This is a genomic window from Nocardiopsis sp. NPDC055879, assembly GCF_053615935.1.
Window position 1 is genome coordinate 102,131 of sequence record NZ_JBSHCT010000012.1, and the last position, 22,209, is coordinate 124,339.

Here is a 22,209-nt window from a genome sequence, read left to right on the forward strand (position 1 = left end):
TCGGGGCCCTCCCACCTACCCTGAGGGGATGTCCGAAACGGCGATGACGATGGCGGAGGCCGCTTGGTCCGGGGAGCTACGCCCCTACCAACTCTCCGCCCTCGACGAGGTGGACCACCGGTGGGGCCGTGGGGACCGGCGGACCTGGATCGTGCTCCCGCCGGGCTCGGGCAAGACCCTCGTCGGGTTGGAGGCCGCCCGAAGGCTGGGACGCCGAACCGTGGTGCTGGCGCCCAACACCGCCATCCAGGGCCAGTGGATCCGGCACTGGGAATCCTTTGAACGCCCCGAGGGCTGCGACGCCGGCGGTGACCGTTCCCTCGGGGACGCCGTCAACGTGCTCACCTACCAGTCCTTGGCGGTCTTCGACCCCGACGCCGAAACGGACGATGAGGGACGCTCGCCGACCCCCGTCAGCGACCGACTACACCCCAACGGCCGTGCCCTGATCGACGCCCTGCACGACGCGGGTCCGCTCACCCTGCTGCTCGACGAGTGCCACCACCTGCTGCAAGTGTGGGGGCGTCTTCTCGCCGAGATCCTCGACGAACTCCCAGACGCCCACGTGATCGGGCTGACCGGCACGCCGGCGGGCAGTCTCACCGGCACCGAACGCGATCTCGTCGACCGACTCTTCGGGTCGCCCATCACCGGTGCGTCCATCCCCGCCCTGGTCCGTGACGGCTACCTGGCGCCCTTCGCCGAGCTCGTGTACGTCATCGAACCCACCCTCACCGAACACGAGTACCTCGCCGGTCAGGGCACCCGGTTCAGCACGATGTGCACCGAACTGCTCGAACCCGGCTTCGCGAGCACCGACTTCCTGCCCTGGTTGGACGCCCGTTTCGTCTCCCGCGCCACCGCCGAGGGTGGGCGCCTGGGTTGGGGGACCCTCGCCACGGACGACCCCGAACTCACCGACGCCGTGCTGCGGCTGCACCACGAGGGACTGATCGCCCGACCGGACGGTGCCCGCGTGTACGAACAACATCGGCACCCGCCACGGGCACAGGACTGGACGGCCCTGATCGGGGACTACGCCCGCCACTGCCTGAACCCCGACACCCCACAGGACAAGGAGGCACGCGAACGGATCCGCACCGCCCTGCCCTCCGTGGGATACCACCTGACCCGCCGTGGAATCCGCAGGGGCGCCTCACCGGTGGACCGGGTGCTGGCTCGCAGCTCCGCCAAGTCCCTGGCCACCGTGGACATCCTCGCCACGGAACGGGACGCCATCGGAACGCGGCTGCGCGCCCTGGTGCTGTGCGACCACGAACGCGCCACCGCGCGAGCCCCCGCGGCGTTGCGCGGGGTGCTTCCAGACGACGCCGGTTCGGCCTGGCTCCAGGTGGTCCGACTGGCCGAGGACCCGCGTACCCGCGACCTGGATCCCGTGTTGGTCACCGGACGCACCGTCGCGGCCGGTGCCGGCACCGCGACGGCGCTGCTGGACTTCGCCCGCGCGGAAGTGCCCAGGGCCGACCTGTCCGTCCGTGAGGTGGACGGGCTGCACGTGGTCGAGGGTTCCTGGTCCTCGCGTACCTGGGTGGGGGTGGTGACGCGTTTCCTGGAGAGCGGCCGTTCCCAGGTCCTGGTGGGTACACGCGCCCTGCTCGGCGAGGGGTGGGACGCGCGCGGGGTCAACACGGTGGTGGACCTGACCACCGCCACCACCCCCACCGCCGTGGTGCAGAGCCGAGGGCGTGCGCTGCGGCTGGACCCGGAGTGGCCGGAGAAGGTCGCGCACACCTGGACCGTGGTGTGCGTGAGCCACGACCACCCGCGCGGGGCGGCCGACTGGGACCGGTTCGTACGCAAACACGAGGGCTACCTGGGTGTGGGCGCCGACGGTGCGGTGATGAGCGGGGTCGCGCATGTGGACCCCGAGCTCTCCCCCTACGAACCGCCCACGGAGACGGCCCCGCTCAACACGCGAATGCTGAAGCGGGCGGCCGACCGGGACGGCACCCGGGACCGGTGGCGGCTCGGCACCGGCTACGAGGACACCTTGCTGCCGACGTTGCGGGTGTACGAGCGACGAGAGATCCGGTCCGAGATCGCGGAAGCCGGAGTGGACGTGGCCGTGCCCGGACCCCCCGAGGTGCTGGTGGGCGAACACGGCATCGTGCCCGCACCCCGAGGTCTCCCCACGGGCCGGGACCTGCTTCCCACATGGGTGCTCGGTTCGCTCATGGCCGTGTGCCTGGTGGCGGCGGCCTTCACACCGTGGCCGCTCGTGCTCGCCCTCGTATTCGCTACGGCCGCGGGCGTCCACTGGTGGCGCCGGCTCGGCCGGACCCGCCGAGAGGCCGCACGCCTAAGATCCTTGGCTCGCCGACCGGTGGACACCTCCCGCTACGCGTGCGCGGTCGCCGAGGCTTTGTGCTCGGCGGACCTGTCCGGCACCGGAGCACAAGGGGTGCGTGTGCACGTGGACACCGACGGGGTGTACCGATTCACCCTCACCGACCCGGCCGCCGCGGAACTGTTCGCCGAGTCCCTGGACGAGGTCCTCGCGCCCTTGGTCGGTGACCTGCGCTACCTGATCCCCCGACATGTGCTCACCACACCGGCCGAGGGGGCGGGGGAAGACACCACCGTGGCGGTCCTGCACGCGGTGCCGTCGGTCCTGGCCCGCAACAAGAAGGGGGCGCTGGCCTTCGAGCGGGCGTGGAACCGGTGGGTGTCCCTGGGCGAGGCGGTGCACACACGCAACGAGGCGGGTCGGGCCCTGCTGGCCGCGCACCAGGGCAGCGCACCCCTGGAGGTCTCCACCGCCCGCCGCCTGGCCTGGGAGTGAATCCGCCCCGGACGCCCCTCCGACTCAACCCCGGGGGAAGTAGGAATCGACGAAGGGGTTGCGGAACTTCCCGGTCGGGTCGAAGCGCTCCAACAGGTCGGCGAAGTCGGTCGCCCGTTCGTACCTACCGACGACCTCCAGGGGCCGCAGTGTCGTGATCTTGCCCCAGTGCGGGCGCGCGCCCAGCGGGGCGAGCCGTTCCTCCACCTCCCGCAGGACCGGGGTCACCGCCTCCGGGTTCGGATGCCAGGTGAAGTGGAAGGTCACCGAGTCGCGGCCGTGAGCAGGACTCAGCCACAGGTCGTCGGCGCGGACCGTGCGCACCTCCCCGACGTACAGCACCTCGGCGATGTGGTGGCCGATCTCCCTGAGCACCGCGAAGGCCTCGGGAGCGGCCTCCCGAGGCAGGTAGAGCTCGGACTGGAGTTCGGCGCCGGCGCTCGGGGGCAGTTCCGGACGGAAGTGCGGCAGCCGATCACACCACGGGCCGGGCACGTCCAGTTGTTCGGTGGCGGGTTCGGTGGGTGCGCCCGGGACCGGGTGCTGGGGGACGTTCGCCGTACGACCGCCGGACCACGCGTCCCCGGGCTCGTCCACGCGTCGCTTCAGCCAGACCCTCCCACTTCGCTCGCGCCAGTCGGTGAACAGGCTGACGCTGTAGGCCGCCCCGAAGACCGCGTCGAAGTTCTCCGCGACCTCGTCCAGGGGCACGTCGAGTCGGACCCGCTGGGAGACCTCGAAGGTGGGTTCGATCTCCAGGGTGATCCGGGTGACGATCCCCAACGCGCCGAGCGCCACCACCGATCCGGGAAAGGCGTCGTCGCCCCGGCCCAACCGGACCGTCTCCCCATCGGCGCCCATCAGCTCGATCCCGCGGACCGCCGCCGCCAGGCACCGTTGTCGGTCACCGGACCCATGCGTGCCGGTGGCGCAGGAGCCGGCCACCGAGATGTGCGGCAACGACGCCAGGTTGCCCAGCGCGAGCCCCCTCCGGTGCAGCTCTGCGGCCAGATCCGCGTACCGGGTGCCTCCGGAGACGGTGACGGTGTCCTCGCCGACCTCGATCTCCTTGGGGAACGCGTCCAACCGGACCAGGTCGTGTTCCGAATCCGCGACCTGGTTGAAGGAGTGTCCGCTGCCCAATGCCCGGATCCGTGTGGTCTCCCGAACCAGGGCCGAGAGTTCGTCGACACTGGTCGGCCGGTGGATACGCGGGCTGGTGTAGGTGAGGTTGCCGGCCCAGTTACGGGCCGGCGTGGGCGAGGCGGTCATGGGGCCTCCAGAGGGGGTCACCATCTGGGAGCGATCCCAGAGTTCGGATCGGGCACGCTACCAGACCGACCTTCCGGGCCCACGGCAACCGGAGAGGGCATGGGAGCGTCCTACCCGGCACCCCCGGCATCGAGGAGAACCATGTCCCCCGTCCAGATCATCCGCGCGCTCGCCATAGCGTTGATCGCCGCTGGAAGCGCGCTCGGACTGGTCCCCACCGGACCTTGTGGAGCAGGCTGGTGGTCCTTCCCCATGCCCGAGCGGTCCTTCGGGTGGTTCTCCTACGAAGACCTGCCCCACCAGACCACCATCGGCTTGGGCGGGTGCGAAACGGCCTTGGTCCCGGTGGGTTCGTGGGCCATCGCCCTGGTCGCGGCCGGCATTGCGCTACTCGTGACCCTGCGGTTGAACACCCAACGTCGAACGACGGACGAACCAATGGAATAAGGCGGGCCGCTCAGCGCCGGCCCCTGTCGATCGAAGTGCGGACCACCCATGTCTCCGATGTGGACAACACTGCCATGACCAGTGCTCACCCGTCCTGCTCGACGGGGAGAGCGATGATGGGGTGTGGCGGCATCGGAGTATGCATCCTTCCGCCACGAAGGAGGCCGCCCGGGCTGCTTGCGCATGCCCGACGTGGGGTTCGAGGCAACACAAGAAGAGACCCGGCTCGCCAAGGCGAGTACCGGGTCTCTTCTCCACTGTCTCAAGGTGGCGCACTCGGGAGGATTCGAACCCCCAACCTTCTGATCCGTAGTCAGATGCTCTATCCATTGAGCTACGAGTGCAGGTTTTCAGTTGTGTGTCGCTTGTTCGAGCTGCGCTCTCCCTTGCGACGTCTCCGACTCTATCACGCTGTGGGAGTGGGTTCGCGCCAATTTCCGGTGTGACGCGGGCCATCCGGACGCCGCCGGCGGACCGGCGGCGTCCGTGCAGGTCAGACCGCTTCCTCCGCGGATGCCGCCCACAGTTCGAGGGCGGTGTCGACCTGGCCGCCGTCGACGATCAGCGCCGGGATGAACCGGACGACGTTGCCGGCCGGGCCGCAGGTCAGCAGGAGCAGACCGTTCTGGGCGGCGGCCTGCTGGGCACGCTGGGCGGTCTCCCCGTCGGGTGAACCATCGGCCTTCACGAACTCGCAGGCCTGCATCAGGCCGCGACCTCGCACGTCGCCGATGGCCGGGTTGGCCTCGGCGATCTTGGCCAGGCCCTGCTGAAGGCGCTCACCCTGGCGGGCGGCGTTCTCCACCAATCCCTCTTCCTGGATGACGTCCAGGGTGGCCAGGGCACCGGCGCAGGCGACGGCGTTGCCGCCGTAGGTCCCGCCCTGGGATCCCGGCCAGGCCTTGTCCATGATCGCGCTGGAGGCGGCTATGGCGGAGAGCGGGAACCCGCTGGCGAGCCCCTTGGCGGTGATGACGATGTCCGGGCGAACGCCGGAGGGCTCGTGCCCCCAGAACGTTCCGGTGCGACCGAAACCGGTCTGTACCTCGTCCATGACCAGCAGGAACCCGTGCCGGTCGGCGCGCTCGCGCAACCCTTGGAGGAACGCGTCCGGGACCGGGACGTAGCCGCCCTCTCCGAGGACCGGTTCGATGAACACCGCCGCGGTGTCCTTGGGCGAGGTGACCGTGGCGAACTGGTAGTCGAGCTCGCGCAGGGCGTGGGCGACGGCGTCGACCTCGGACATGCCCAGCCGGTAGGCGTACGGGAAGGGCGAGACCACGACACCGGGAACGAGGGGCCCGATGCCCGCGCGGATCTTGGTGCCGGAGGTGGTCAGGGAGGCGGCGCCCATGGTGCGCCCGTGGAAGGAGCCCTGGAAGACGACGGCGTTCTGGCGTCCGGTCGCCTGGCGGGCCAGACGCAGGGCCGCCTCGACCGCCTCGCTGCCGGAGTTGACGTAGAACAGCCGATCGACGCCCTCGGGCAGGACCTCTCCGAGGCGTTCGGTGAGTCGCAGCAGGGGACGATGCATCACGGTGGTGTACTGGCCGTGGATCAGGGTCGCGACCTGTTCCTGGGCGGCGGCGACCACCTTGGGGTGGCAGTGTCCGGTGCTGGTCACACCGATCCCGGCCGTGAAGTCCAGGAAGCGGCGGTCGTCCTCGTCGTAGATGTAGACACCCTCACCTCGTGCGGCGACGACCGGGGTCGCCTGCTTGAGGACCGGGGAGAGCTCCGCCATGCGATGGCCTCAATTCCTTGTATCGAGTTCCGTAGGATTGTTGACAATCGACACTGCTATGGAAACATCCGGGACGCGGCGGTGTCCAGCGGACGCACGCCGGGCAGTTCTCTGACCACAAGTCGACTGAGGAGCAAGGCATGTCGGATCGGGAAGCACGGGTCGTCGCACAGGTGAACAAGACGCTCTTCCTCGGGGGGAAGTGGCGTGAGGCGTCCACGGGGTCCACATTCCCCGTGGAGGACCCTTCCACCCGCAAGGTTCTGTGCGATGTCGCCGACGCGAGTAAGGAGGACGGGCTCGAAGCCCTGGACATCGCGACGCGTGTCCAGCCGGAGTGGGCCAAGACCTCACCCCGGGAGCGCGGCGAGATCCTGTACCGGAGCTACCAACTGCTGATGGAGCGCCAGGAGGACCTGGCGGTTCTGATGACCCTGGAGATGGGCAAGCCACTCGCGGAGGCGCGCGGCGAGATCGCCTACGCCGCCGAGTTCTTCCGCTGGTTCTCAGAGGAGGCCGTGCGGATCGAGGGTGGTTTCTCCATCTCACCGGATGGCAAGTCGCGCTTCCTCGTCATGCGACAGCCGGTCGGCCCCTGCATGCTCATCACCCCTTGGAACTTCCCCATGGCGATGGGAACCCGCAAGATCGGGCCGGCCATCGCGGCGGGGTGCACGATGATCCTCAAGCCGGCCCAGCAGACCCCTCTGTCGGCGCTGGCGCTGGCCGACATCCTCACCGAGGCGGGTCTGCCGGAGGGGGTCCTGAGCGTCCTGCCCACCACGGACGCGGGCGGGCTCACCGAACCCCTGCTCACCGACGGCCGGATCCGCAAGGTGTCGTTCACGGGGTCGACGGCGGTGGGTCGCAAGTTGCTGGAGCAGAGCGCCGGCCAGGTGTTGCGCACCTCCATGGAACTGGGTGGCAACGCGCCCTTCATCGTCTTCGACGACGCCGACCTGGACGCGGCCGTGGACGGAGCGATGCTCGCCAAGATGCGCAACATCGGGGAGGCGTGCACGGCGGCCAACCGGATCTACGCCCAGTCGGGGATCGCGGAGGAGTTCTCGGCCCGACTCAGCGAACGCATGGGCGCGCTCCGGCTGGGTCGGGGCCTGGACGAGGACGCGGACGTGGGTCCGCTGATCGACGAGAAGGCTCGGCGGAAGGTGCAGAGCCTGGTCGACGACGCCGTCGAACGTGGGGCGAACGTACTGGTGGGCGGTGGCCCTGGGGACGGGCCGGGGCACTTCTACCAGCCGACGGTGCTGGCGAACGTGCCGTTCGCGGCGGAGCTGTCCACCACCGAGATCTTCGGTCCCGTGGCGCCCGTGATGCCCTTCGACACCGAGGAGGAAGTACTCCACGCCGCCAACGACACCGAGTTCGGCCTGGTCAGCTACCTGTACACCCGGGACCTGAACCGCGCGTTCCGAGTCAGTGAGGCCTTGGAGACCGGCATGGTCGGGCTGAACCAGGGCGTGGTGTCCAACCCGGCGGCCCCGTTCGGCGGGGTGAAGCACTCCGGGCTGGGTCGTGAGGGCGGGCGAGTCGGCATCGACGAGTTCCTCGACGTCAAATACGTGGGGATCGGCGGAATTTCCTAGCCGGTAGACCCCGAAAGAGAAAGACCGGAACACGATTTCAGCAATAGCCGATAATCACCTATTCGCGCCTCCTTGATATCCCTCCAATGAAAGGAGAAGCGCGGTTTCGGACATGGGTCGCCGCGCCCCGTACCTCGGGGCGCGGCCTTGTTCGCGAGGGTCCCGGGAAGGGTGACGCCGGCTCCCCGTCGCTGCCACGGGTACACGCCGTCCCCTCCCGGGACCTTCCGGTGAGACCCCGGGCGGTAGGGCCCCCTGATCCCGCTTGCTCCGGGTGGCGTGGTCGGACCCCCCACGGAACCCACCACGCCCGTTCCGGAGCGGATCAACCCTCGAACCGCCCGGGGCCGCGCGCACCCGCGTGTCACAGCGCGGGGCGCGCGGTCGAACCGACGGCTACAGCAGGCCGTCGGTCAGGTCGGTGCCCAGGGCGTCGGTGGTGCCGCCGACCGGGTCGGCACCGGTCACGTCCGTGTCCAGGGCGTCGGTCGGCAGCTCGTCGGTGGGCAGGGTCTCGGTGTCGACGACCTCCAGCTCGGCCAGGTCGTCGGCCTCGGTGAGACCCTCGACGGTGTCCTCCACCCCGCCGGCCGCGGGGGCTTCGGGCAGCACCTCGGTGTCCACGACGTCGGTCGCGGGGACGTCGAGGTCCTCGACGGTGCCGTCGGTGACGCCCGTGGCGGTGTCCACGGCGTGGTCGTCCACACCGTCCAGGTCGGTGCCCACGCCCGACACGGTCTGGTCGACCACGGAACCGGCCTCGGCGGCGACGGCGTCGACGTCACCGCGGGCCTGCTGGGAGAGGAAGTCGACCATGACGGTGGTGCCCTGGGCGGCGGCCAGGTAGCCGTCGGTGTCCACCTCGGGCACGTTCACGCGCGGAACGGTCCCCTCGACGGAGTCGACCTGGTCCTGGGCGGCTCCCACGACCCCGTTGACCTCGGGAACGGCGACCCCGGGCAGGGCGGCGGAGGGCAGAGTGGGGTCGACCTCGGGCAGGGCCGTGGTCGGGAGGGCGGTGTCGACGGCGGGCAGCTGCCCCGGGAAGTCGGTGCCGAGAGCGCCCGTGACGTCCCCGACGGTGTCCGCCGCCGCGAAGCCGCTGCCGAGGGTGACGAAGCCGGCGGTGCCGGCGGCGATGAGCAGGGCCTTGGCGGTGGTGCGGGCGGTGTTGCGCATGGGAGTCCTTCCGGATGTCTTGGTTTGCGGGCCCCGATCGGATGGCGCCACACGTTCGGGGTGGGGCGGCCCTCGATCGGGGGAGTTTCGGTCTTCGGGTCCGGTGGACCGTTGACCGACCTGAACTCCGCTTTCGTCGGGCACGCATGGTGCGCGAAGGTGAGAGCGGGGCTCACGTCGGCCCCCAGGTGATCGGCCGGAACGTGCCGTGGTGGCGGGCCGGGACTGGGCGGGTCCGTGGGTCGCGTCGGTCCGCTTCCGGTTCGAGCCGGGGCGTGTCGAGGCGACGGGGAGGCACCTGGGCGGAAGGACCCTGGATGCCGGAGGGGACCCGCTAGTCGGGGGCGAAGGTGGGCTCGTCGGCGACGGCGGTGGGAACCGCGCGCAGGACGTGCCGGGTGGCGTCCTCGAAGGCGAGGGCCGGGATGAGGGTGCCCACGGAGGACAGGTGGCCCGCGAGCCCGGTGACCGCTCCCTGCGAGGCGGTGCCGGTCGGGGTGGATCCGTACTGGTCGCGGAGGGGCGTGTCACCCGTGGCCGTGTCGGACCCGGTCACGGTCGGATCAGCGTGTTCGAGCAGGTCGACGACGGTCTCGGAACGCTGGCTCTCAGGGATGACGAGTACGTCGTCCCGGTCCTCCACGGACTCCGGCTGCGTCGCCGGTTCCTCGCCCGAGGCAGGGCCCGGTGCCGCTTCCCGCCGGGGCGGGGTCTCCACCCGGTCGAGCCGATCGTCGACCGTCCGGGTGATCTCGTCGACGGCCCGCTGAACGGGTTCCGCCAGGTCATCGCCGTCGACCACGATCTCCGGAACTTCGGTCTCGGAGACCTCGCGCACGGAGACGGTGGCCTCCCGACCGGTCTGGGCGACGGTGTCGGTCAGCCGTCGTGGCTCCTTGGTCTGCCCGGTCTCCGCGACCTCCGCGACCTCCGCGGTCTCCGTCGTCTCGAAGGTCTCGACGACGGTGGGGGCCTCGACGGCTTCCAGCGGTTGGGGAACCTCGGTGGCCTGCGATGACTCGGCCACCTCTGTCTGATCGACCGATTCCTCGGTCTCCGTCTCCAGGGTGTCCACCACCGGACCGACGGCGTCCGTGACCGCGGCGTCCACCGTCACGGTGTCCGCCCCCACGGAGACCTCCTCCGCCTCGGCGTCGGTGACGCCGAGGACCCAGCCCGCGACCAAGGCCCCGGCCAGGAGTCCGAGCAACAACATGGTCCGACGCAAGGAGTCGGACAGCACGGCGGTGCGCGCGCCGGAGGCGCTCGCGGGACCGTGGTGTCCGAACACTTGGGGTTTCCTTCCACCGTGGGGACGGTGACGGCTCGGGACCGTCGAGGGGTGTGAGGGGCCGGCGGGAGGTACTCGACCTCGGTGCGAAGTCCGACACGGGCCCTTGGGCCGTGTCCCGACGGAACTCACCCCAAGGCCTATGCCCTAAATGGACTTAATGCGCTGCCCGAAATAGAAGCTAGCACGGGCCACCCACCGTTTCGCAACCCATTCAACCGATTTATTCGCACGGAGTCACTACGCCCCGATCGAGCATGAAAAAGGGGTCGGTTCCGAGTCACTCGGAATCCGACCCTTTGTTCCCTTTTCACCGCGCGGGCTCAGTTCCCCGAGCCGGTCTCGGGGAGCGCTCCGGTCTCCCCGGTGCCTCCCTCGTCACCGTCCCCGGGTCCGTTCCCGCCCTCGGCGTTGATCCGTTCGACGGTGTCGATCATGTGCGACTCGATCAGGGCGAGCAGACGTTCCTCCTCGCCCTCGACGATCGTGTCCAGGATCCGCCGGTGCTCCTCCAGGAGCTCCTCCGGTTCCGGGTAGACGTCCTGCATCACCGTCAGACACATACGGGTCTCCACCAGCAGCGTCTGCGCCATGCGCTCCAACCGCGAGTTGCCCGAGCAGCTGACCAGGGTCCGGTGGAACTCCTGATCGGCGTCGCTCATCTCCTCACGGTCCCCCTTGGCCGCGGCCTGCGCCAACCGGTCGACGGCGGGGGTGAGGCGGGCCAGGGCCTCACCCCGGTTGCCCCTCATGATCAGCTCGCAGGCGGCACGTTCCACCGCGAGTCGGGCGACGTAGATGTCCCGCACGTCCGTGGGGGTCAGCTCGCACACGAACAGGCCCCTGTGCCGTTCGCTGCGGAGCAGACCCTCCTGGACCAGACGCTGCATCGCCTCGCGGAGCGGTCCCCGGCTCACCCCCAAGCGCCCGGCGAGCTCGGCCTCGCCCAGCTGGTCCCCCGGGGAGAGGGAGCCGTACATGATCGCCGAACGCAGTTGGTCGGCGATCAGCTCGGCGGTGGAGCGCCGTGGAACGGGTCTGAGCTGACCAGGGGATGACATGGGGTCTTCCCTTCTCGGGACTCGATTCGGATTCCTGACGGGCGGTCGACACCTCGACCGCGAACACGGGGGCCGGACTCAAGCGGACGAACCGGACATGTGCCGGCCCCCGAGGTTAACGGGCGACGAACGGGTCCCTGACAGTGGAGGCGCCCGATCGGAACAGGTTGCCGGGCCCGTTGCGCGCACCGCACCGCCCCACCAACCGAAGCCCCTCCCAGATGCTCACCTGGTTGGCGGTGAGCACCGTCTTGCCCAGGAGCGCCTCCATGGGGTCGATGAGGTCGGCGCTGTGCAAGGCGGTGTCCGGCACCAGGACCACCTCCGACCTCGGGTGGTCGTTGGTGATGACGAAGTCGACCGCGTCGTCGGGTTCCAGGCGCCCCACCTCGGCGGCGGTGGGAATGCCGTGGCTGGCCAGGGACACCACCGAGACACCCGCGTCGTCGAGGAAGTCCACGAACCGTTGACCGACGTCGTCGGGGTAGGTCGCGGCGATGGCGACCCTTGAGACCCCCAGCTGGCGCAGGGCGTGCACGAACGCGAAGGAGGTGCTGGACGTGGGCACGCCCACCACGTCGCGCACCCCTTGGACCTGGCGTTGTGCCCCCTCCCAGCCGAACACGAAGCTGCCGCTGGTACAGGCCCAGACCGCGGCCTCGACCTCCAGGGCGGCGAGCTCCTGCGCCCCCTTGGCGAGCACGCCCTCACCGCCCACGTCAAGGAGGGCGTCCACACGGTGGGCGTCCTCGCGCATGAGCGTGTGCACGAGGGGTAGTTCGACGTCGTCGAGCAGGTCGGCGAAGGCCGGGTAGTCGTCTTCTGCGCTGTGGCCGGGATACAGGAATCCGACGCGGGTCATGTCTCTCCTCTGGTTCGAGGCGCTCTCCGTGGCCGGTGGTCGGTGGTCGGTGGTGCCGTCAGGCGGCACTGGGCGCGGCCACGTCGATCAGGCTCTGTCCGCGTGCGACGGCGCGGCGGCCGGCCGCGTTCATGACCGCCCACATGGTGACCTGGTTGGCCGCTATGACGGGTTTACCCAGTTCGCGCTCCAGGGGCGCGATGATGTCGTAGGTGAGGACGTTGGTGCAGCTGATGTACACGGCCTGGGCGTCGGGGTGGTCCGCCTCGTGCACCGCGTGGGCGACCTCGGCGTAGGTGACCTTCCAGATGTGGCTGAGCAGGCCGAGTCCGACGCTGGAGGTGACGCCGACACCGTGTTCGGCGAGGAAGTCCAGGAGTCGGTCGGTCACGCTGTCCACGTACGGGGTGACCACCGCGATCCGGTCGGTGTCGAGGGCCTTGAGCGCCTCGATCAGGGCACCCGACGTGGTGGCGGCCCATGGGGCGCCGGCCGCCAGCATGGTGCGGTGGAGTTCGCGTTCGCCCTCGGCCCCGTGCACGAAGCTGCCTGAGGCACAGGCGTAGCCGACGGCCAGGGGTTCGGGTGCCATGAGCGCCTTGACGGCGCGGGTCACCGCCTTGCCCTTGCTGAGAGCCGCCGCCTGGTCGACCGTCACCGGAACGTGGACGTAGGGGAGGCGGGTGACGTGCAAGGACACGTCGTCGGGCGTCCATCGCCACAGTTCGCGGTCGAGCGCGAAGTCGTAGGGGGCGATCACGCCCACCCCGGCCTGCCAGGGGGTCGTGGTGGCCGCCGACAGTTCGACGACCTTCGGGTCGTTCGCCTGCCCGGGCGCCCCTTCAGGCGCCCGTCCGGTCGTTTCCGGCTCTGTCTCGGGTCCGGCCTGACGCGCCGGGACCGTCGAGTTCGTGTGCTCGGTGCCGTAGTGGGGCTCCGACCCGGTTCCCTCGGTTCTCATCGGTCACTCACCTCCCGTTGATGTGCTCTGTCCAGCCGTGTGCGGTGTTCCGGATGTGCCGGCACGGGCCGCGGGTGCGCGGTGGGCGCCGCGGCCGCTGTGGTCTCGTGGCCGCGGTTCAGCGGTCGAGCCGTTCGTACAGGAGACGTTCACCGACGCTGCCGGAGCGCCAGACGTCGTTGCAGGCCTCGGCCATGGCGGGCAGGTTCTCCACCACGGTGGCGAACACGTTGCCGGGGACCCAGCCCACGTCTCCGTTGAGCAGCAGGTTGTTCCGGCCGTAGAAGAGGGCCAGGTCGATGACCCCCGGCAGGTGACCGATGCCCTTGTCCTCCTTGAAGGAGTGGTCGAGCATGCCGGAGTCGAAGGAGAAGTAGACGAGGTCACCGGGGATCGGGGTGACGGTGGGGTTCTCCTGACCGGGTTCGGGATCGGCGAACCGCGGCACCATCGTGTAGACCTCGTTGCGCGCGTACTTGGCGTGTTGGACGGCGTCGCCCTGCGGGAGGGCGTTCCACACCGCCTCACACGTGCGGGGCGCTTCCTTGTCGAGGAGTTCGGCGACGCAGGAGACACCGCGTCGGGTGAGCGTGACGGTCATGTACCTGGGCAAGTGGGTTCCCTTCGGCGGGGCCTACATGATTCCTGGGAGACCGACCCGAGGGGCCGTTCGGGCCGTCGAGGTCACGGTGCTGTTGATTGTCGACAATCTTACGATCAACCTCCGGAGTCGGGCAATAGACCTGAGCCGAACGGGTATCCCGCCAGTGCCGTTGCGGGCGCAAGGTGCGCTTTTGCCCAAGAACAGCCCTTTTGTGGATTGTTGACAATCCCATGTGGGCTCCTTAGCGTTTCCGGTGCAGGGCGAACCAACACCCCGACGGCACCGCATCACCAGTCGCTACCGGAAAGCTCGTGCCAGTGAACCGTCCTCCCGGCTCCACCACCGTCTCCGCACCCGAACGACCGCGTCTGCTCGTCCTCCATGGCGAGGACCTTCCACCGGGGCACGAACGCCTCGACGACCACCCGGGGCTGGGCGAGGTCGTCTACACCGACGCCGAAGGACTGTCCGCCGCCCTTCCCGGCGCCGACGCGCTCCTGGTCTGGGACCTGTTCACCGAGGCGCTCGCCGAATCCTGGTCCAAGGCCGACCGACTGCGGTGGGTGCACGCCGCCACCACCGGGGTGGACAACCTGATGTTCCCCGGGCTGGTCGAGAGCGACGCCGTGGTCACCAACTCGCGCGGGGTCTTCGACGAGCACATCGCCGAATACGTGCTGGGCCTGGTCATCGCCTTCGCCAAGGACTTCCACCGCACGTCGGAGCTACAGAGCCGGCACCGGTGGCTGCACCGCGAGACCGAACGCGTCACCGGCAAACGCGCGCTGGTGATCGGTACCGGACCCATCGGTCGAGCGATCGGGCGCAAGCTCGCCGCGGTGGGGATGGAGGTCCGTGCCTCCGGCAGTCACGCTCGCGACGGCGATCCCGACTTCGGTCACGTGGTCGCCTCCAGCCTGGCGGAACACACCGACGGCGGCGGCCCCACGCTGTTCCAGGCCCTCCCCGAAGCCGACTACGTGGTCGTCGCCGCGCCGCTCACCGACGCCACCCGAGGCCTCGTCGACCGACACTTCCTCGACCTCATGAAGCCCACCGCGCGCCTGATCAACATCGCCCGCGGCCCCATCGTCGTCCAGTCCGACCTGGTCCACGCCCTCCAAGAGGGTTCGATCGCCGGCTCGGCCCTGGACGTCTTCGAACGGGAACCGCTCAAGGCCATCAACCCGCTGTGGGGCCTGTCCGGGTCCTTCGTCTCGCCGCACATGTCCGGTGACGTGGTCGGGTGGCGCGATGACCTGGTCGAACTGTTCCTGGACAACCTCGCCCGTTACCTGGACGGGCGGGAACTGCGCAACGTCGTGGACAAGGACCGGGGCTACGTACCCGGCTGACCCCTCGCGTGACTTGGGAGGCTGAAGTGACGATCCGTTCCGAACGAGCCGGGACCGAAGACACGGGCACGGCCGCCGGCACCGCGGGTAACGCGCCCGGCGCCGACCCCGCGGTCCCCCGCGCCCGTTCCGGTGCGAGCACACCGCCCGACCTGTCCGCCGAACAACTGTTGCGCGCCTACTCCACCGGGGAGCTCTCCCCGGTGGAGGCGGTCGACTCCGTGCTCGAACGCATCGAGCAGGACAACCCGGCGCTCAACGCGTTCTGCCTGGTGCGCCCCGAGGAGGCCCGCGAGGCCGCACGCGCCTCGGCCGAACGGTGGCGACGCGGTGAACCGGTCGGGAAGCTCGACGGGGTGCCCGCGTCCATCAAGGACATCCACCTGACGAAGGGGTGGCCCACCCTGAAGGGGTCGGTGACCTCTTCCCAGGAGGGCCCGTGGGAGGAGGACTCCCCGGTCACGGCCCGCCTGCGCGAGCACGGGGCGGTGTTCGTCGGCAAGACCACCACCCCCGAACTGGCGTGGAAGGGGGTCACCGACAACCCGCTCACCGGGATCACCCGTAACCCCTGGGACCTGTCCACCACCCCGGGCGGCTCCAGCGGCGGCTCGGCGGCGGCGGTCGCCGCGGGGATGGGCCCACTGTCGACGGGGACCGACGGGGGCGGGTCCATCCGCATCCCGGCGAGCTTCACCGGGGTCTGCGGGATCAAGCCCACGTGGGGGCTGGTGCCGCACTACCCGGCGAGCCCGTTCGGATCACTGGCGCACACCGGTCCGATGACCCGCACCGTCGGCGACATGGCGCTGATGCTGGACGTGATCTCCGGCTTCGACTCCCGCGACTGGATGGCGATGCCTACCCCCGCCCCCGGTCTGGCCGGCGCCGGACGCGGAGAGGACCCGCGCGAACTGGTCCGAGGGATGCGGATCGCCTACAGCCCCACCTTGGGCGGGCTGAACGTGGACCCGGAGGTGGCCCGCGCGGTCGCCGACGCCGTGCGCGTGTTCGAGGAGCTCGGCGCCAAGGTGGAGGAGGCCGACCCGGGGCTGCCCGATTCCATGGCGGAGTTCCACGTGCTCTGGTACTCGGGCGCGGCCAAGGCCACCGAGAAGCTCACCGACCGTGAGCGCGACCTCCAGGACCCGGGGCTGCGCGAGATCATCGAGGAAGGGTTGTCCTACTCGGCGCACGACTACCTGACCGCGATGGCCCTGCGAATGGCCATGGGTGCTCGTATGGGTCGCTTCCACGAGACCTACGACCTACTGCTCACGCCGACCATGCCGATGGTGGCCTTCGAGGCCGGGCTGGAGTCGCCGCCCGAGCTGTCCGGGCGACGGTGGACCTCCTGGGCCGGGTTCAGCTATCCGTTCAACATGACCCAGCAGCCGGCGGCGAGCGTGCCGTGCGGGTTCAGTGATTCGGGGTTGCCGATCGGCCTCCAGATCGTGGGTCCACGACACTCGGATCCCCGGGTCCTGCGGGCCTGCCGAGCCTTCGAACTGACCCGCCCGTGGGCCGGGCACCGTCCCTGAACTCGTGTTCCCATGTTCCCCGGGGGCCCATCGCCCCCGGGGGTACGCATTGGCGATACGGTGACCATGACACGACCGTGATCACGTCCGCACCACCCGTGATCGACCCCCGCGGCACTCGAACCACGTTTGGTCGGTTCTGGGACCTTTGACCGGCCACTTCGATGGCTTAAGACCCCCGATGAACCCCGTATACGTATTAACGTCTTCCTCGGAGTGGTGTCGCGAGCACGCGGACGCGAGGAGAGGGAGGACCGATGACGATCGGTGGAGCCGAGAACGCTCGGAAACAGATCAGGGTCTTCCTCGTCGATGACCACGAGGTCGTCCGGCGCGGCGTGGCTGCCCTCCTCGAAACCGAGGACGACATGACCGTGGTCGGTGAGGCCGGGACCGCCGAACAGGCGCTGGCACGGATCCCCGTGGTACTTCCCGACGTCGCGGTGTTGGACGTGCGGCTGCCCGGCGGCTCCGGGGTCCAGGTCTGTCGGGAGATCCGGTCCGACCACCCCGAGATCGCCTGCCTGATGCTCACCTCCTTCGCCGACGAGGACGCGCTGTACGACGCCGTCATGGCCGGGGCCGCGGGGTATGTGCTCAAGCAGATCCACGGCGCGGACCTGGTCGGCGCGGTGCGTACCGTCGCCGCCGGCGGCTCCCTGCTGGACTCCGGGAGCACGGGTGCGATGCTGGAGCGATTGCGCGGCGCCCAGGCCGAACCCGACCCGCTGGCGGAGCTGACCCCGCAGGAACGGCAGATCCTCGACCTCATCGGTGAGGGCATGACCAACCGGCAGATCGGCGAGCGGCTGTACCTGGCGGAGAAGACCGTGAAGAACTACGTGTCGGCGCTGCTGGCCAAGTTGGACCTCAAGCGCCGTACCCAGGCCGCCGTCCTCGTCGCGGAGTTGCGCGGCCGCCGCTACTGAGACCCTCGATTCCCCTCGGGCCCCACCGCGTGTGGGGCCCGTTCGGTGTGATGGGGCTCCTGTTCCTCGCCCGGTCGAACTGGGAGGATGAAGCCTTCTTCATCTTCGCTTCATCCTGTCTTCCTGCGGGACGAGGAAACTCTGTCGATATGAGATCACCTCTGGTGCCCCTGGTCACCGGGACGTTGACGGTCATCCTCGTGACGGCCGCCGCCCTGGTCTGGGCGTTCTTCCTGCGTTCCGCGGATCCGGTCCCCGCCTCGGAGGTGGTGGTCGGTGAGTCGCCCGAGGGCGCCACCGCCGAGCCCACCGACGAAGGCGTGGTCTCCCCGCCTCCACCCGTCACCGAGGAGTCGGGCGAGCCGAGCCCGGAGGCCGAGCCGTCCGCCGAGCCCGCACCGACCGGCTTCCCGTTCGACTGCCTCGACGAGGGCTCCGGGCACGAGAGCTGGGGCGAGGACCAATGGGACGACTGGTGGGAGCTGTGCCAGGACCAGCGGTTCGGGGACGATGACGATGACGACTGATCCCGAGGACGGACCCGACGCCACCACCATCCGGGTACCGCCGGCAGGTGACCGCGAAGGCACCTCCGTGTTCCCGACCCTGGTGATGCGCGGCCCCCAACCGGAACTCCCCCACCGTCGCCGCGTTCCCGCACGACTCATCATCATGGCCTGGGTGGTCCTGCTCATGGCCGCCGTGCTCCTGATGGTCAACGTCGTCACATGGAGCGCGCTGACCGCGAGGGTGGACGAACGCGTGGATCGGGCGCTGAGTCAGGAGACCGGCGAGTTCGAGGAGTTCGCGTCCGTGGGCATCGACCCACTGACCGGGGAACCCTTCACCGACGTGGGCACCCTCATCCGGGTCCACCTTGAGCGGCAGCATCCCGACGACTCCGAGATCCTCTTCGGTTGGGTCGAGGAGGGCGAGACCACCGAGACCCCCCGGCAACGAGGGGGCGCCGCCGGGAGCGAAGAGGAGACGACGACCGAACCCGGGCGGATCCGGCAGGGCCAGGACCCTCCGCACGACCTTTCCGCCGACCCGGAGTCCGTGGCGGCGATCCTGGAGTCCCCGGACGCGCGCGGCACCCTCGACACCCCGGCGGGTCCGGTCGAGTGGGAGAAGGTCCGCGCTCTGCCCCCGGAGGGCGTCCAGGGCCCGGCCGGTTGGTTCGTCATCGGTTACTTCACCGAAGAGGACCACGCCGCCACCGGCTCCACCATGGGCACCATCGCCCTGGTGAGCGCGCTGGGTCTGCTCGCCGCGAGCACGGCGGCCTGGTGGGTGGCCGGACGCATCCTCGCCCCGGTCCGGCTGGTGCGCCGCACCGCCGCCGCGATCGGCGAGGAGGACCTCACCCAGCGGATCGAGGTGTCCGGCCGGGACGACATCGCCGCCCTGGCCGAGCAGTTCAACAGCATGCTGGACCGGTTGGAGGGGGCCTTCACCGCCCAGCGGCGGTTCGTCGACGACGCCGGCCACGAACTGCGCACCCCCATCACCATCGTGCGCGGACACCTCGAACTCATGGGCGACTCACCCGAGGAACGCGAGGAGGTCGTCCGGCTGGTCACCGACGAACTCGACCGCATGGGGCGGATCGTGGAGGACCTGCTGTTGCTGGCCAAGGCGCAACAGCCCGACTTCGCGCGCCCCGAGCCGGTCTCGCTGGCCGAGCTGACCAGCGACATCGATGCGAAGGTACGCCCGTTGGGCGACCGGTCGTGGCGGCTGGAGACCATCGCCGAGGGCACGGCCCGACTCGACCCGCAGCGGGTCACCCAGGCGATGGTGCAGTTGGCCGCCAACGCGGTCCGGTACAGCCCCGCGGGGTCCACCGTGCGGATCGGTTCCGCCTTGGTGGGTTCGGACGTCCGCCTGTGGGTGTCCGACGAGGGATCGGGCATCCCGGCCGAGGACCACGGCAGGATCTTCGAACGGTTCTCCCGTGGTGGGCGGACCGCGCGGGGCGGCGACGGCGGCGCCGGACTGGGCCTGGCCATCGTCCGCGCCATCGCCGAGGCGCACCACGGCAGGGTCGACCTGCGTTCGGCACCCGGCCAAGGATCGACGTTCACCCTGGTCATCCCGGTCGACAGAACCATTGGAAGGGAGCGCGCGTGAGTCGCGTACTCATCGTCGAGGACGAGGAGCGGATCGCCTCGTTCGTCCGCAAGGGCCTGACCGCGAACGGATTCACCACCACCGTGGTGGGCACCGGCGCGGAGGCCGTGGACTACGCCGTCACCGGCGGGTTCGACCTGATGTTGTTGGACCTGGGGCTGCCCGACACCGACGGGTTCGACGTGCTGCGCCGGCTCCGGTCGATGGGTGTGGAGACCCCCGTGGTGATCCTGACCGCGCGGGACGGGGTGCGCGACACCGTGACCGGGCTGGAGATCGGGGCGGACGACTACGTCACCAAGCCGTTCCGGTTCGAGGAACTGCTCGCCCGGGTGCGGCTGCGGATGCGTACCGAACGCACGGCGGACCTGACGGTGCTGCGCGCCGGCGGGTTGTCCCTGGACCTGCGCACCCGACGAGCGTCGGTGGACGAATCGACCGTGGACCTGACCGCCCGCGAGTTCGCCCTGTTGGAGCTGCTCATGCGCCACCCAGGACAGGTCTTGACCCGGCAGCAGATGCTGTCGCACGTGTGGGGTTACGACTACGACCCCGGGTCGAACGTGGTGGACGTGTTCGTGCGGGCGCTGCGCCGCAAGGTGGGCGCGGAGCGGATCGTGACGGTGCGGGGCATGGGGTACCGGCTGACCGGCTGAGCGGTCGGTCGTCGGGCGGTCGTTGGTCGTCGAGTGGTGCCGGCCGCCGGGCGGCCCCGTTCGTCGGGCACCCCCGACCGGTGGACGACACTTCCGCTATACCGATCGTTCGGCGAAATGACGGTCGGGCGATCATGAGGGTTTCCTCATCCGGCACTCATGATCACCTCACGGCCGGTGCCCAGGATGATGACCATGATCTGGTTCGCGTTGGCGGTCGACCTGGCCGCGATCACGGTGTTGTCCTATGTCCTCTACTTCCGTCGGCACGGCCGCCGGGACCTGTTGTTGGCCTACGTGGCACTGAACGTCGGCATCTTCGCCGTGGTGGCGATGATGGCCCGCCAGGAGGTGGGACTCGCGGTCGGCTTCGGGTTGTTCGGTGTGCTGTCGATCCTGCGGCTGCGGTCGGACCTGATCAGTCAGGGCGAGATCGGCTACTACTTCGTCGCGATCGCCCTGGGTCTGATCAACGCGATCGCGCCCCCGCTGGTGATGGTGGGTCTGAACGTCCTGCTGCTGGGTGTGCTGTACCTGGCCGGCCACCCCAAGCTCCTGCCCCGCACCCAACGGCGGATCATGACGCTGGACGTGGTGCACGAGGACCCCATCGCGCTCCGGCAGGATCTGGAGGGTCGGCTGCGCGGCAAGGTTCGGCACGTGGAGGTCACCGAGGTGGACTACGTACGCGACCTCATGGTGGTGGACGTTAGGTTCCTGGAACCGAGGCTCGAAGCAGCCCCGGGCCCACTGCCGGGCGAGCGTCGCCACTCCATGCCGGCCTGGTGGGGTGAACGATGAGGCCCTCACTCGTCGGCGGCCCGGCGGGGCCCCTCGCCGTCGGACGCTCCCCCGAGCTCTCCCCCGGACAGCCCCCGCCCGGCCTCGCCGGGCTGCGCCCGGTGTCCCTCGCCGAGATGAACGCGCGCGCCGCCCTGGTGACCCGGACCTGCCGCAAGTACCTGGTTCCCATCGAACTGATGCCGGAACTCTTCGCGGGCGCCGAGCGGGACTTCAGCGTTCTGGAGATCGGGGGCCGGACCTCCTTCCTGTACTCGTCCACCTACATGGACACCCCGGACCTGGGCACCTTCCACGACCACCGCCAGGGTCGGCGGCTCCGGTACAAGGTGCGCACCCGCACCTACGTGGACACCGGCACCAAGATGTTCGAGGTGAAGCTGAAGGGGGCGCGCGGCATCACCGACAAGGTGCGGATCGAGCTGCCGATGGAGGCGCCCTCGGACCGGCTGACCCCGCGAACGCGGGAGTTCCTCGACCGTTCCCTGGCCACCTACCGGATGGAGGCACCCGACACGCTGCTGCCCGCCGCGGTGACGGATTACCGCCGCTCCACGATGGTGTCGTCCTGCGGCCAGGAGCGCGTCACGGTCGACACCGAGCTCGTCGGCTACCGGGGGGACTGGTCGGTGCGGATGCGCCCGGACGTGGTGTTGCTGGAGATCAAGACCCGGGGCGGGCTCACCCGGACCGAACGCCGACTACACCGACTGGGGCTACGAGAGGCCCGGTTCAGCAAGTACGCGGCGGCGCTGTCCTCTCTGGAGCCGGGGCTTCGAGGCAATCGTTGGCTGCGCGCCATGGGCCACTGCCTGGACCTGCCGGAGCGGGTGCACGGCCTTCGGGGCGGAGCGTGATCGCAGGCCGGAGCGCCGAATGGGGGCCGGATGTTTCACGTGAAACCTTCGGCCCCGCGCTCGCGTCGCGGGCGTGGACGGCCGCCGCCTCGTAACCGGTCGAGAC

Annotated in this window: 19 protein-coding genes and 1 tRNA gene; 11 read left to right on the forward strand and 9 right to left on the reverse strand. The window is 69.8% G+C overall.

Annotation, left to right across the window (positions count from 1 at the left end; all coding sequences use genetic code 11):
- Positions 1 to 28: 28 nt before the first annotated feature.
- A complete protein-coding gene (locus tag ACWGKS_RS16090; protein WP_452523023.1) occupies positions 29 to 2,803 on the forward strand; it encodes a DEAD/DEAH box helicase family protein in 2,775 nt (924 codons plus the stop codon).
- A 24-nt stretch (positions 2,804 to 2,827) separates the two neighbouring features.
- Here the strand turns inward: ACWGKS_RS16090 and ACWGKS_RS16095 are convergent, their stop codons facing one another.
- A complete protein-coding gene (locus ACWGKS_RS16095; protein ID WP_358508504.1) occupies positions 2,828 to 4,075 on the reverse strand; it encodes an FAD-binding protein in 1,248 nt (415 codons plus the stop codon).
- Between the two features lie 141 nt (positions 4,076 to 4,216).
- On the opposite strand from ACWGKS_RS16095, the gene ACWGKS_RS16100 reads away from it, so the two are divergent.
- Complete coding sequence (locus ACWGKS_RS16100; protein WP_358508506.1) at positions 4,217 to 4,522, forward strand: hypothetical protein; 306 nt, start codon at positions 4,217 to 4,219, stop codon at positions 4,520 to 4,522.
- Between the two features lie 268 nt (positions 4,523 to 4,790).
- Here the strand turns inward: ACWGKS_RS16100 and ACWGKS_RS16105 are convergent.
- Together ACWGKS_RS16105 and ACWGKS_RS16110 are read right to left on the reverse strand one after the other, a co-directional pair.
- Positions 4,791 to 4,866, reverse strand: a tRNA-Arg gene (locus tag ACWGKS_RS16105).
- A gap of 149 nt (positions 4,867 to 5,015) precedes the next feature.
- Positions 5,016 to 6,266: an aspartate aminotransferase family protein gene (locus ACWGKS_RS16110; RefSeq protein WP_358508508.1), complete on the reverse strand. Its 1,251-nt coding sequence runs from the start codon at positions 6,264 to 6,266 to the stop codon at positions 5,016 to 5,018.
- Between the two features lie 140 nt (positions 6,267 to 6,406).
- Here ACWGKS_RS16110 and ACWGKS_RS16115 point away from each other — a divergent pair, with 140 nt between their 5' ends.
- A complete protein-coding gene (locus ACWGKS_RS16115; protein WP_452456127.1) occupies positions 6,407 to 7,873 on the forward strand; it encodes an NAD-dependent succinate-semialdehyde dehydrogenase in 1,467 nt (488 codons plus the stop codon).
- 396 nt (positions 7,874 to 8,269) lie between these two features.
- Here the strand turns inward: ACWGKS_RS16115 and ACWGKS_RS16120 are convergent, their stop codons facing one another.
- The 6 genes from ACWGKS_RS16120 to ACWGKS_RS16145 all read right to left on the reverse strand — a co-directional run bounded on the left by ACWGKS_RS16120 (position 8,270) and on the right by ACWGKS_RS16145 (position 13,828).
- Positions 8,270 to 9,052 (reverse strand): hypothetical protein, encoded by a 783-nt coding sequence (locus ACWGKS_RS16120; RefSeq protein ID WP_358508511.1) that lies wholly within the window; start codon positions 9,050 to 9,052, stop codon positions 8,270 to 8,272.
- Between the two features lie 334 nt (positions 9,053 to 9,386).
- Positions 9,387 to 10,343: a hypothetical protein gene (locus ACWGKS_RS16125; RefSeq protein WP_452523027.1), complete on the reverse strand. Its 957-nt coding sequence runs from the start codon at positions 10,341 to 10,343 to the stop codon at positions 9,387 to 9,389.
- A 323-nt stretch (positions 10,344 to 10,666) separates the two neighbouring features.
- The gene (locus tag ACWGKS_RS16130) at positions 10,667 to 11,404 is read right to left on the reverse strand and encodes a GntR family transcriptional regulator (protein WP_358508515.1); all 738 of its coding nucleotides are present in this window, start codon (positions 11,402 to 11,404) and stop codon (positions 10,667 to 10,669) included.
- Between the two features lie 115 nt (positions 11,405 to 11,519).
- On the reverse strand, positions 11,520 to 12,266 hold the full coding sequence (locus tag ACWGKS_RS16135; RefSeq protein WP_358508516.1) for a maleate cis-trans isomerase family protein: 747 nt from the start codon (positions 12,264 to 12,266) through the stop codon (positions 11,520 to 11,522).
- Positions 12,267 to 12,324: 58 nt separating this feature from the next.
- Positions 12,325 to 13,227, reverse strand: a complete 903-nt coding sequence (locus ACWGKS_RS16140; RefSeq protein WP_358508518.1) for a maleate cis-trans isomerase family protein — start codon at positions 13,225 to 13,227, stop codon at positions 12,325 to 12,327.
- A 118-nt stretch (positions 13,228 to 13,345) separates the two neighbouring features.
- A complete protein-coding gene (locus ACWGKS_RS16145; protein ID WP_452523082.1) occupies positions 13,346 to 13,828 on the reverse strand; it encodes a DUF3830 family protein in 483 nt (160 codons plus the stop codon).
- A gap of 320 nt (positions 13,829 to 14,148) precedes the next feature.
- Between ACWGKS_RS16145 and ACWGKS_RS16150 the strand changes: the two genes are divergently transcribed.
- The 8 genes from ACWGKS_RS16150 (at position 14,149) to ACWGKS_RS16185 (ending at position 22,103) form a co-directional block, all read left to right on the forward strand.
- Positions 14,149 to 15,186, forward strand: coding sequence for a D-2-hydroxyacid dehydrogenase (locus ACWGKS_RS16150; protein ID WP_358508520.1), 1,038 nt, complete (start codon positions 14,149 to 14,151; stop codon positions 15,184 to 15,186).
- A 26-nt stretch (positions 15,187 to 15,212) separates the two neighbouring features.
- Positions 15,213 to 16,727, forward strand: a complete 1,515-nt coding sequence (locus ACWGKS_RS16155; RefSeq protein WP_452523030.1) for an amidase — start codon at positions 15,213 to 15,215, stop codon at positions 16,725 to 16,727.
- A gap of 257 nt (positions 16,728 to 16,984) precedes the next feature.
- Positions 16,985 to 17,656, forward strand: a complete 672-nt coding sequence (locus ACWGKS_RS16160) for a response regulator (protein ID WP_067598083.1) — start codon at positions 16,985 to 16,987, stop codon at positions 17,654 to 17,656.
- 149 nt (positions 17,657 to 17,805) lie between these two features.
- The gene (locus tag ACWGKS_RS16165) at positions 17,806 to 18,183 is read left to right on the forward strand and encodes a hypothetical protein (protein WP_452523032.1); all 378 of its coding nucleotides are present in this window, start codon (positions 17,806 to 17,808) and stop codon (positions 18,181 to 18,183) included.
- On the forward strand, positions 18,173 to 19,789 hold the full coding sequence (locus ACWGKS_RS16170) for a sensor histidine kinase (RefSeq protein ID WP_452523034.1): 1,617 nt from the start codon (positions 18,173 to 18,175) through the stop codon (positions 19,787 to 19,789). The genes ACWGKS_RS16165 and ACWGKS_RS16170 overlap by 11 nt, the downstream gene beginning before the upstream one ends.
- Positions 19,786 to 20,445 (forward strand): response regulator transcription factor, encoded by a 660-nt coding sequence (locus tag ACWGKS_RS16175; RefSeq protein ID WP_358508528.1) that lies wholly within the window; start codon positions 19,786 to 19,788, stop codon positions 20,443 to 20,445. The genes ACWGKS_RS16170 and ACWGKS_RS16175 overlap by 4 nt, the downstream gene beginning before the upstream one ends.
- Before the next feature lie 195 nt (positions 20,446 to 20,640).
- Complete coding sequence (locus tag ACWGKS_RS16180) at positions 20,641 to 21,246, forward strand: DUF4956 domain-containing protein (RefSeq protein ID WP_358508587.1); 606 nt, start codon at positions 20,641 to 20,643, stop codon at positions 21,244 to 21,246.
- A complete protein-coding gene (locus tag ACWGKS_RS16185) occupies positions 21,243 to 22,103 on the forward strand; it encodes a polyphosphate polymerase domain-containing protein (protein WP_452523036.1) in 861 nt (286 codons plus the stop codon). Before ACWGKS_RS16180 ends, ACWGKS_RS16185 begins: the two co-directional genes overlap by 4 nt.
- Positions 22,104 to 22,209: the final 106 nt, after the last annotated feature.

Bases quoted from the DNA above. Each gene is read 5' to 3' on its own strand.
- ACWGKS_RS16165 (WP_452523032.1), top strand. From the start codon at position 17,806: ATGAGATCACCTCTGGTGCCCCTGGTCACCGGGACGTTGACGGTCATC.
- ACWGKS_RS16100 (WP_358508506.1), top strand. From the start codon at position 4,217: ATGTCCCCCGTCCAGATCATCCGCGCGCTCGCCATAGCGTTGATCGCC.
- ACWGKS_RS16185 (WP_452523036.1), top strand. From the start codon at position 21,243: ATGAGGCCCTCACTCGTCGGCGGCCCGGCGGGGCCCCTCGCCGTCGGA.
- ACWGKS_RS16140 (WP_358508518.1), bottom strand. From the start codon at position 13,227: ATGAGAACCGAGGGAACCGGGTCGGAGCCCCACTACGGCACCGAGCAC.
- ACWGKS_RS16160 (WP_067598083.1), top strand. From the start codon at position 16,985: ATGACGATCGGTGGAGCCGAGAACGCTCGGAAACAGATCAGGGTCTTC.
- ACWGKS_RS16135 (WP_358508516.1), bottom strand. From the start codon at position 12,266: ATGACCCGCGTCGGATTCCTGTATCCCGGCCACAGCGCAGAAGACGAC.
- ACWGKS_RS16130 (WP_358508515.1), bottom strand. From the start codon at position 11,404: ATGTCATCCCCTGGTCAGCTCAGACCCGTTCCACGGCGCTCCACCGCC.
- ACWGKS_RS16170 (WP_452523034.1), top strand. From the start codon at position 18,173: ATGACGACTGATCCCGAGGACGGACCCGACGCCACCACCATCCGGGTA.
- ACWGKS_RS16180 (WP_358508587.1), top strand. From the start codon at position 20,641: ATGATCTGGTTCGCGTTGGCGGTCGACCTGGCCGCGATCACGGTGTTG.
- ACWGKS_RS16095 (WP_358508504.1), bottom strand. From the start codon at position 4,075: ATGACCGCCTCGCCCACGCCGGCCCGTAACTGGGCCGGCAACCTCACC.
- ACWGKS_RS16145 (WP_452523082.1), bottom strand. From the start codon at position 13,828: ATGACCGTCACGCTCACCCGACGCGGTGTCTCCTGCGTCGCCGAACTC.
- ACWGKS_RS16110 (WP_358508508.1), bottom strand. From the start codon at position 6,266: ATGGCGGAGCTCTCCCCGGTCCTCAAGCAGGCGACCCCGGTCGTCGCC.
- ACWGKS_RS16090 (WP_452523023.1), top strand. From the start codon at position 29: ATGTCCGAAACGGCGATGACGATGGCGGAGGCCGCTTGGTCCGGGGAG.
- ACWGKS_RS16115 (WP_452456127.1), top strand. From the start codon at position 6,407: ATGTCGGATCGGGAAGCACGGGTCGTCGCACAGGTGAACAAGACGCTC.
- ACWGKS_RS16120 (WP_358508511.1), bottom strand. From the start codon at position 9,052: ATGCGCAACACCGCCCGCACCACCGCCAAGGCCCTGCTCATCGCCGCC.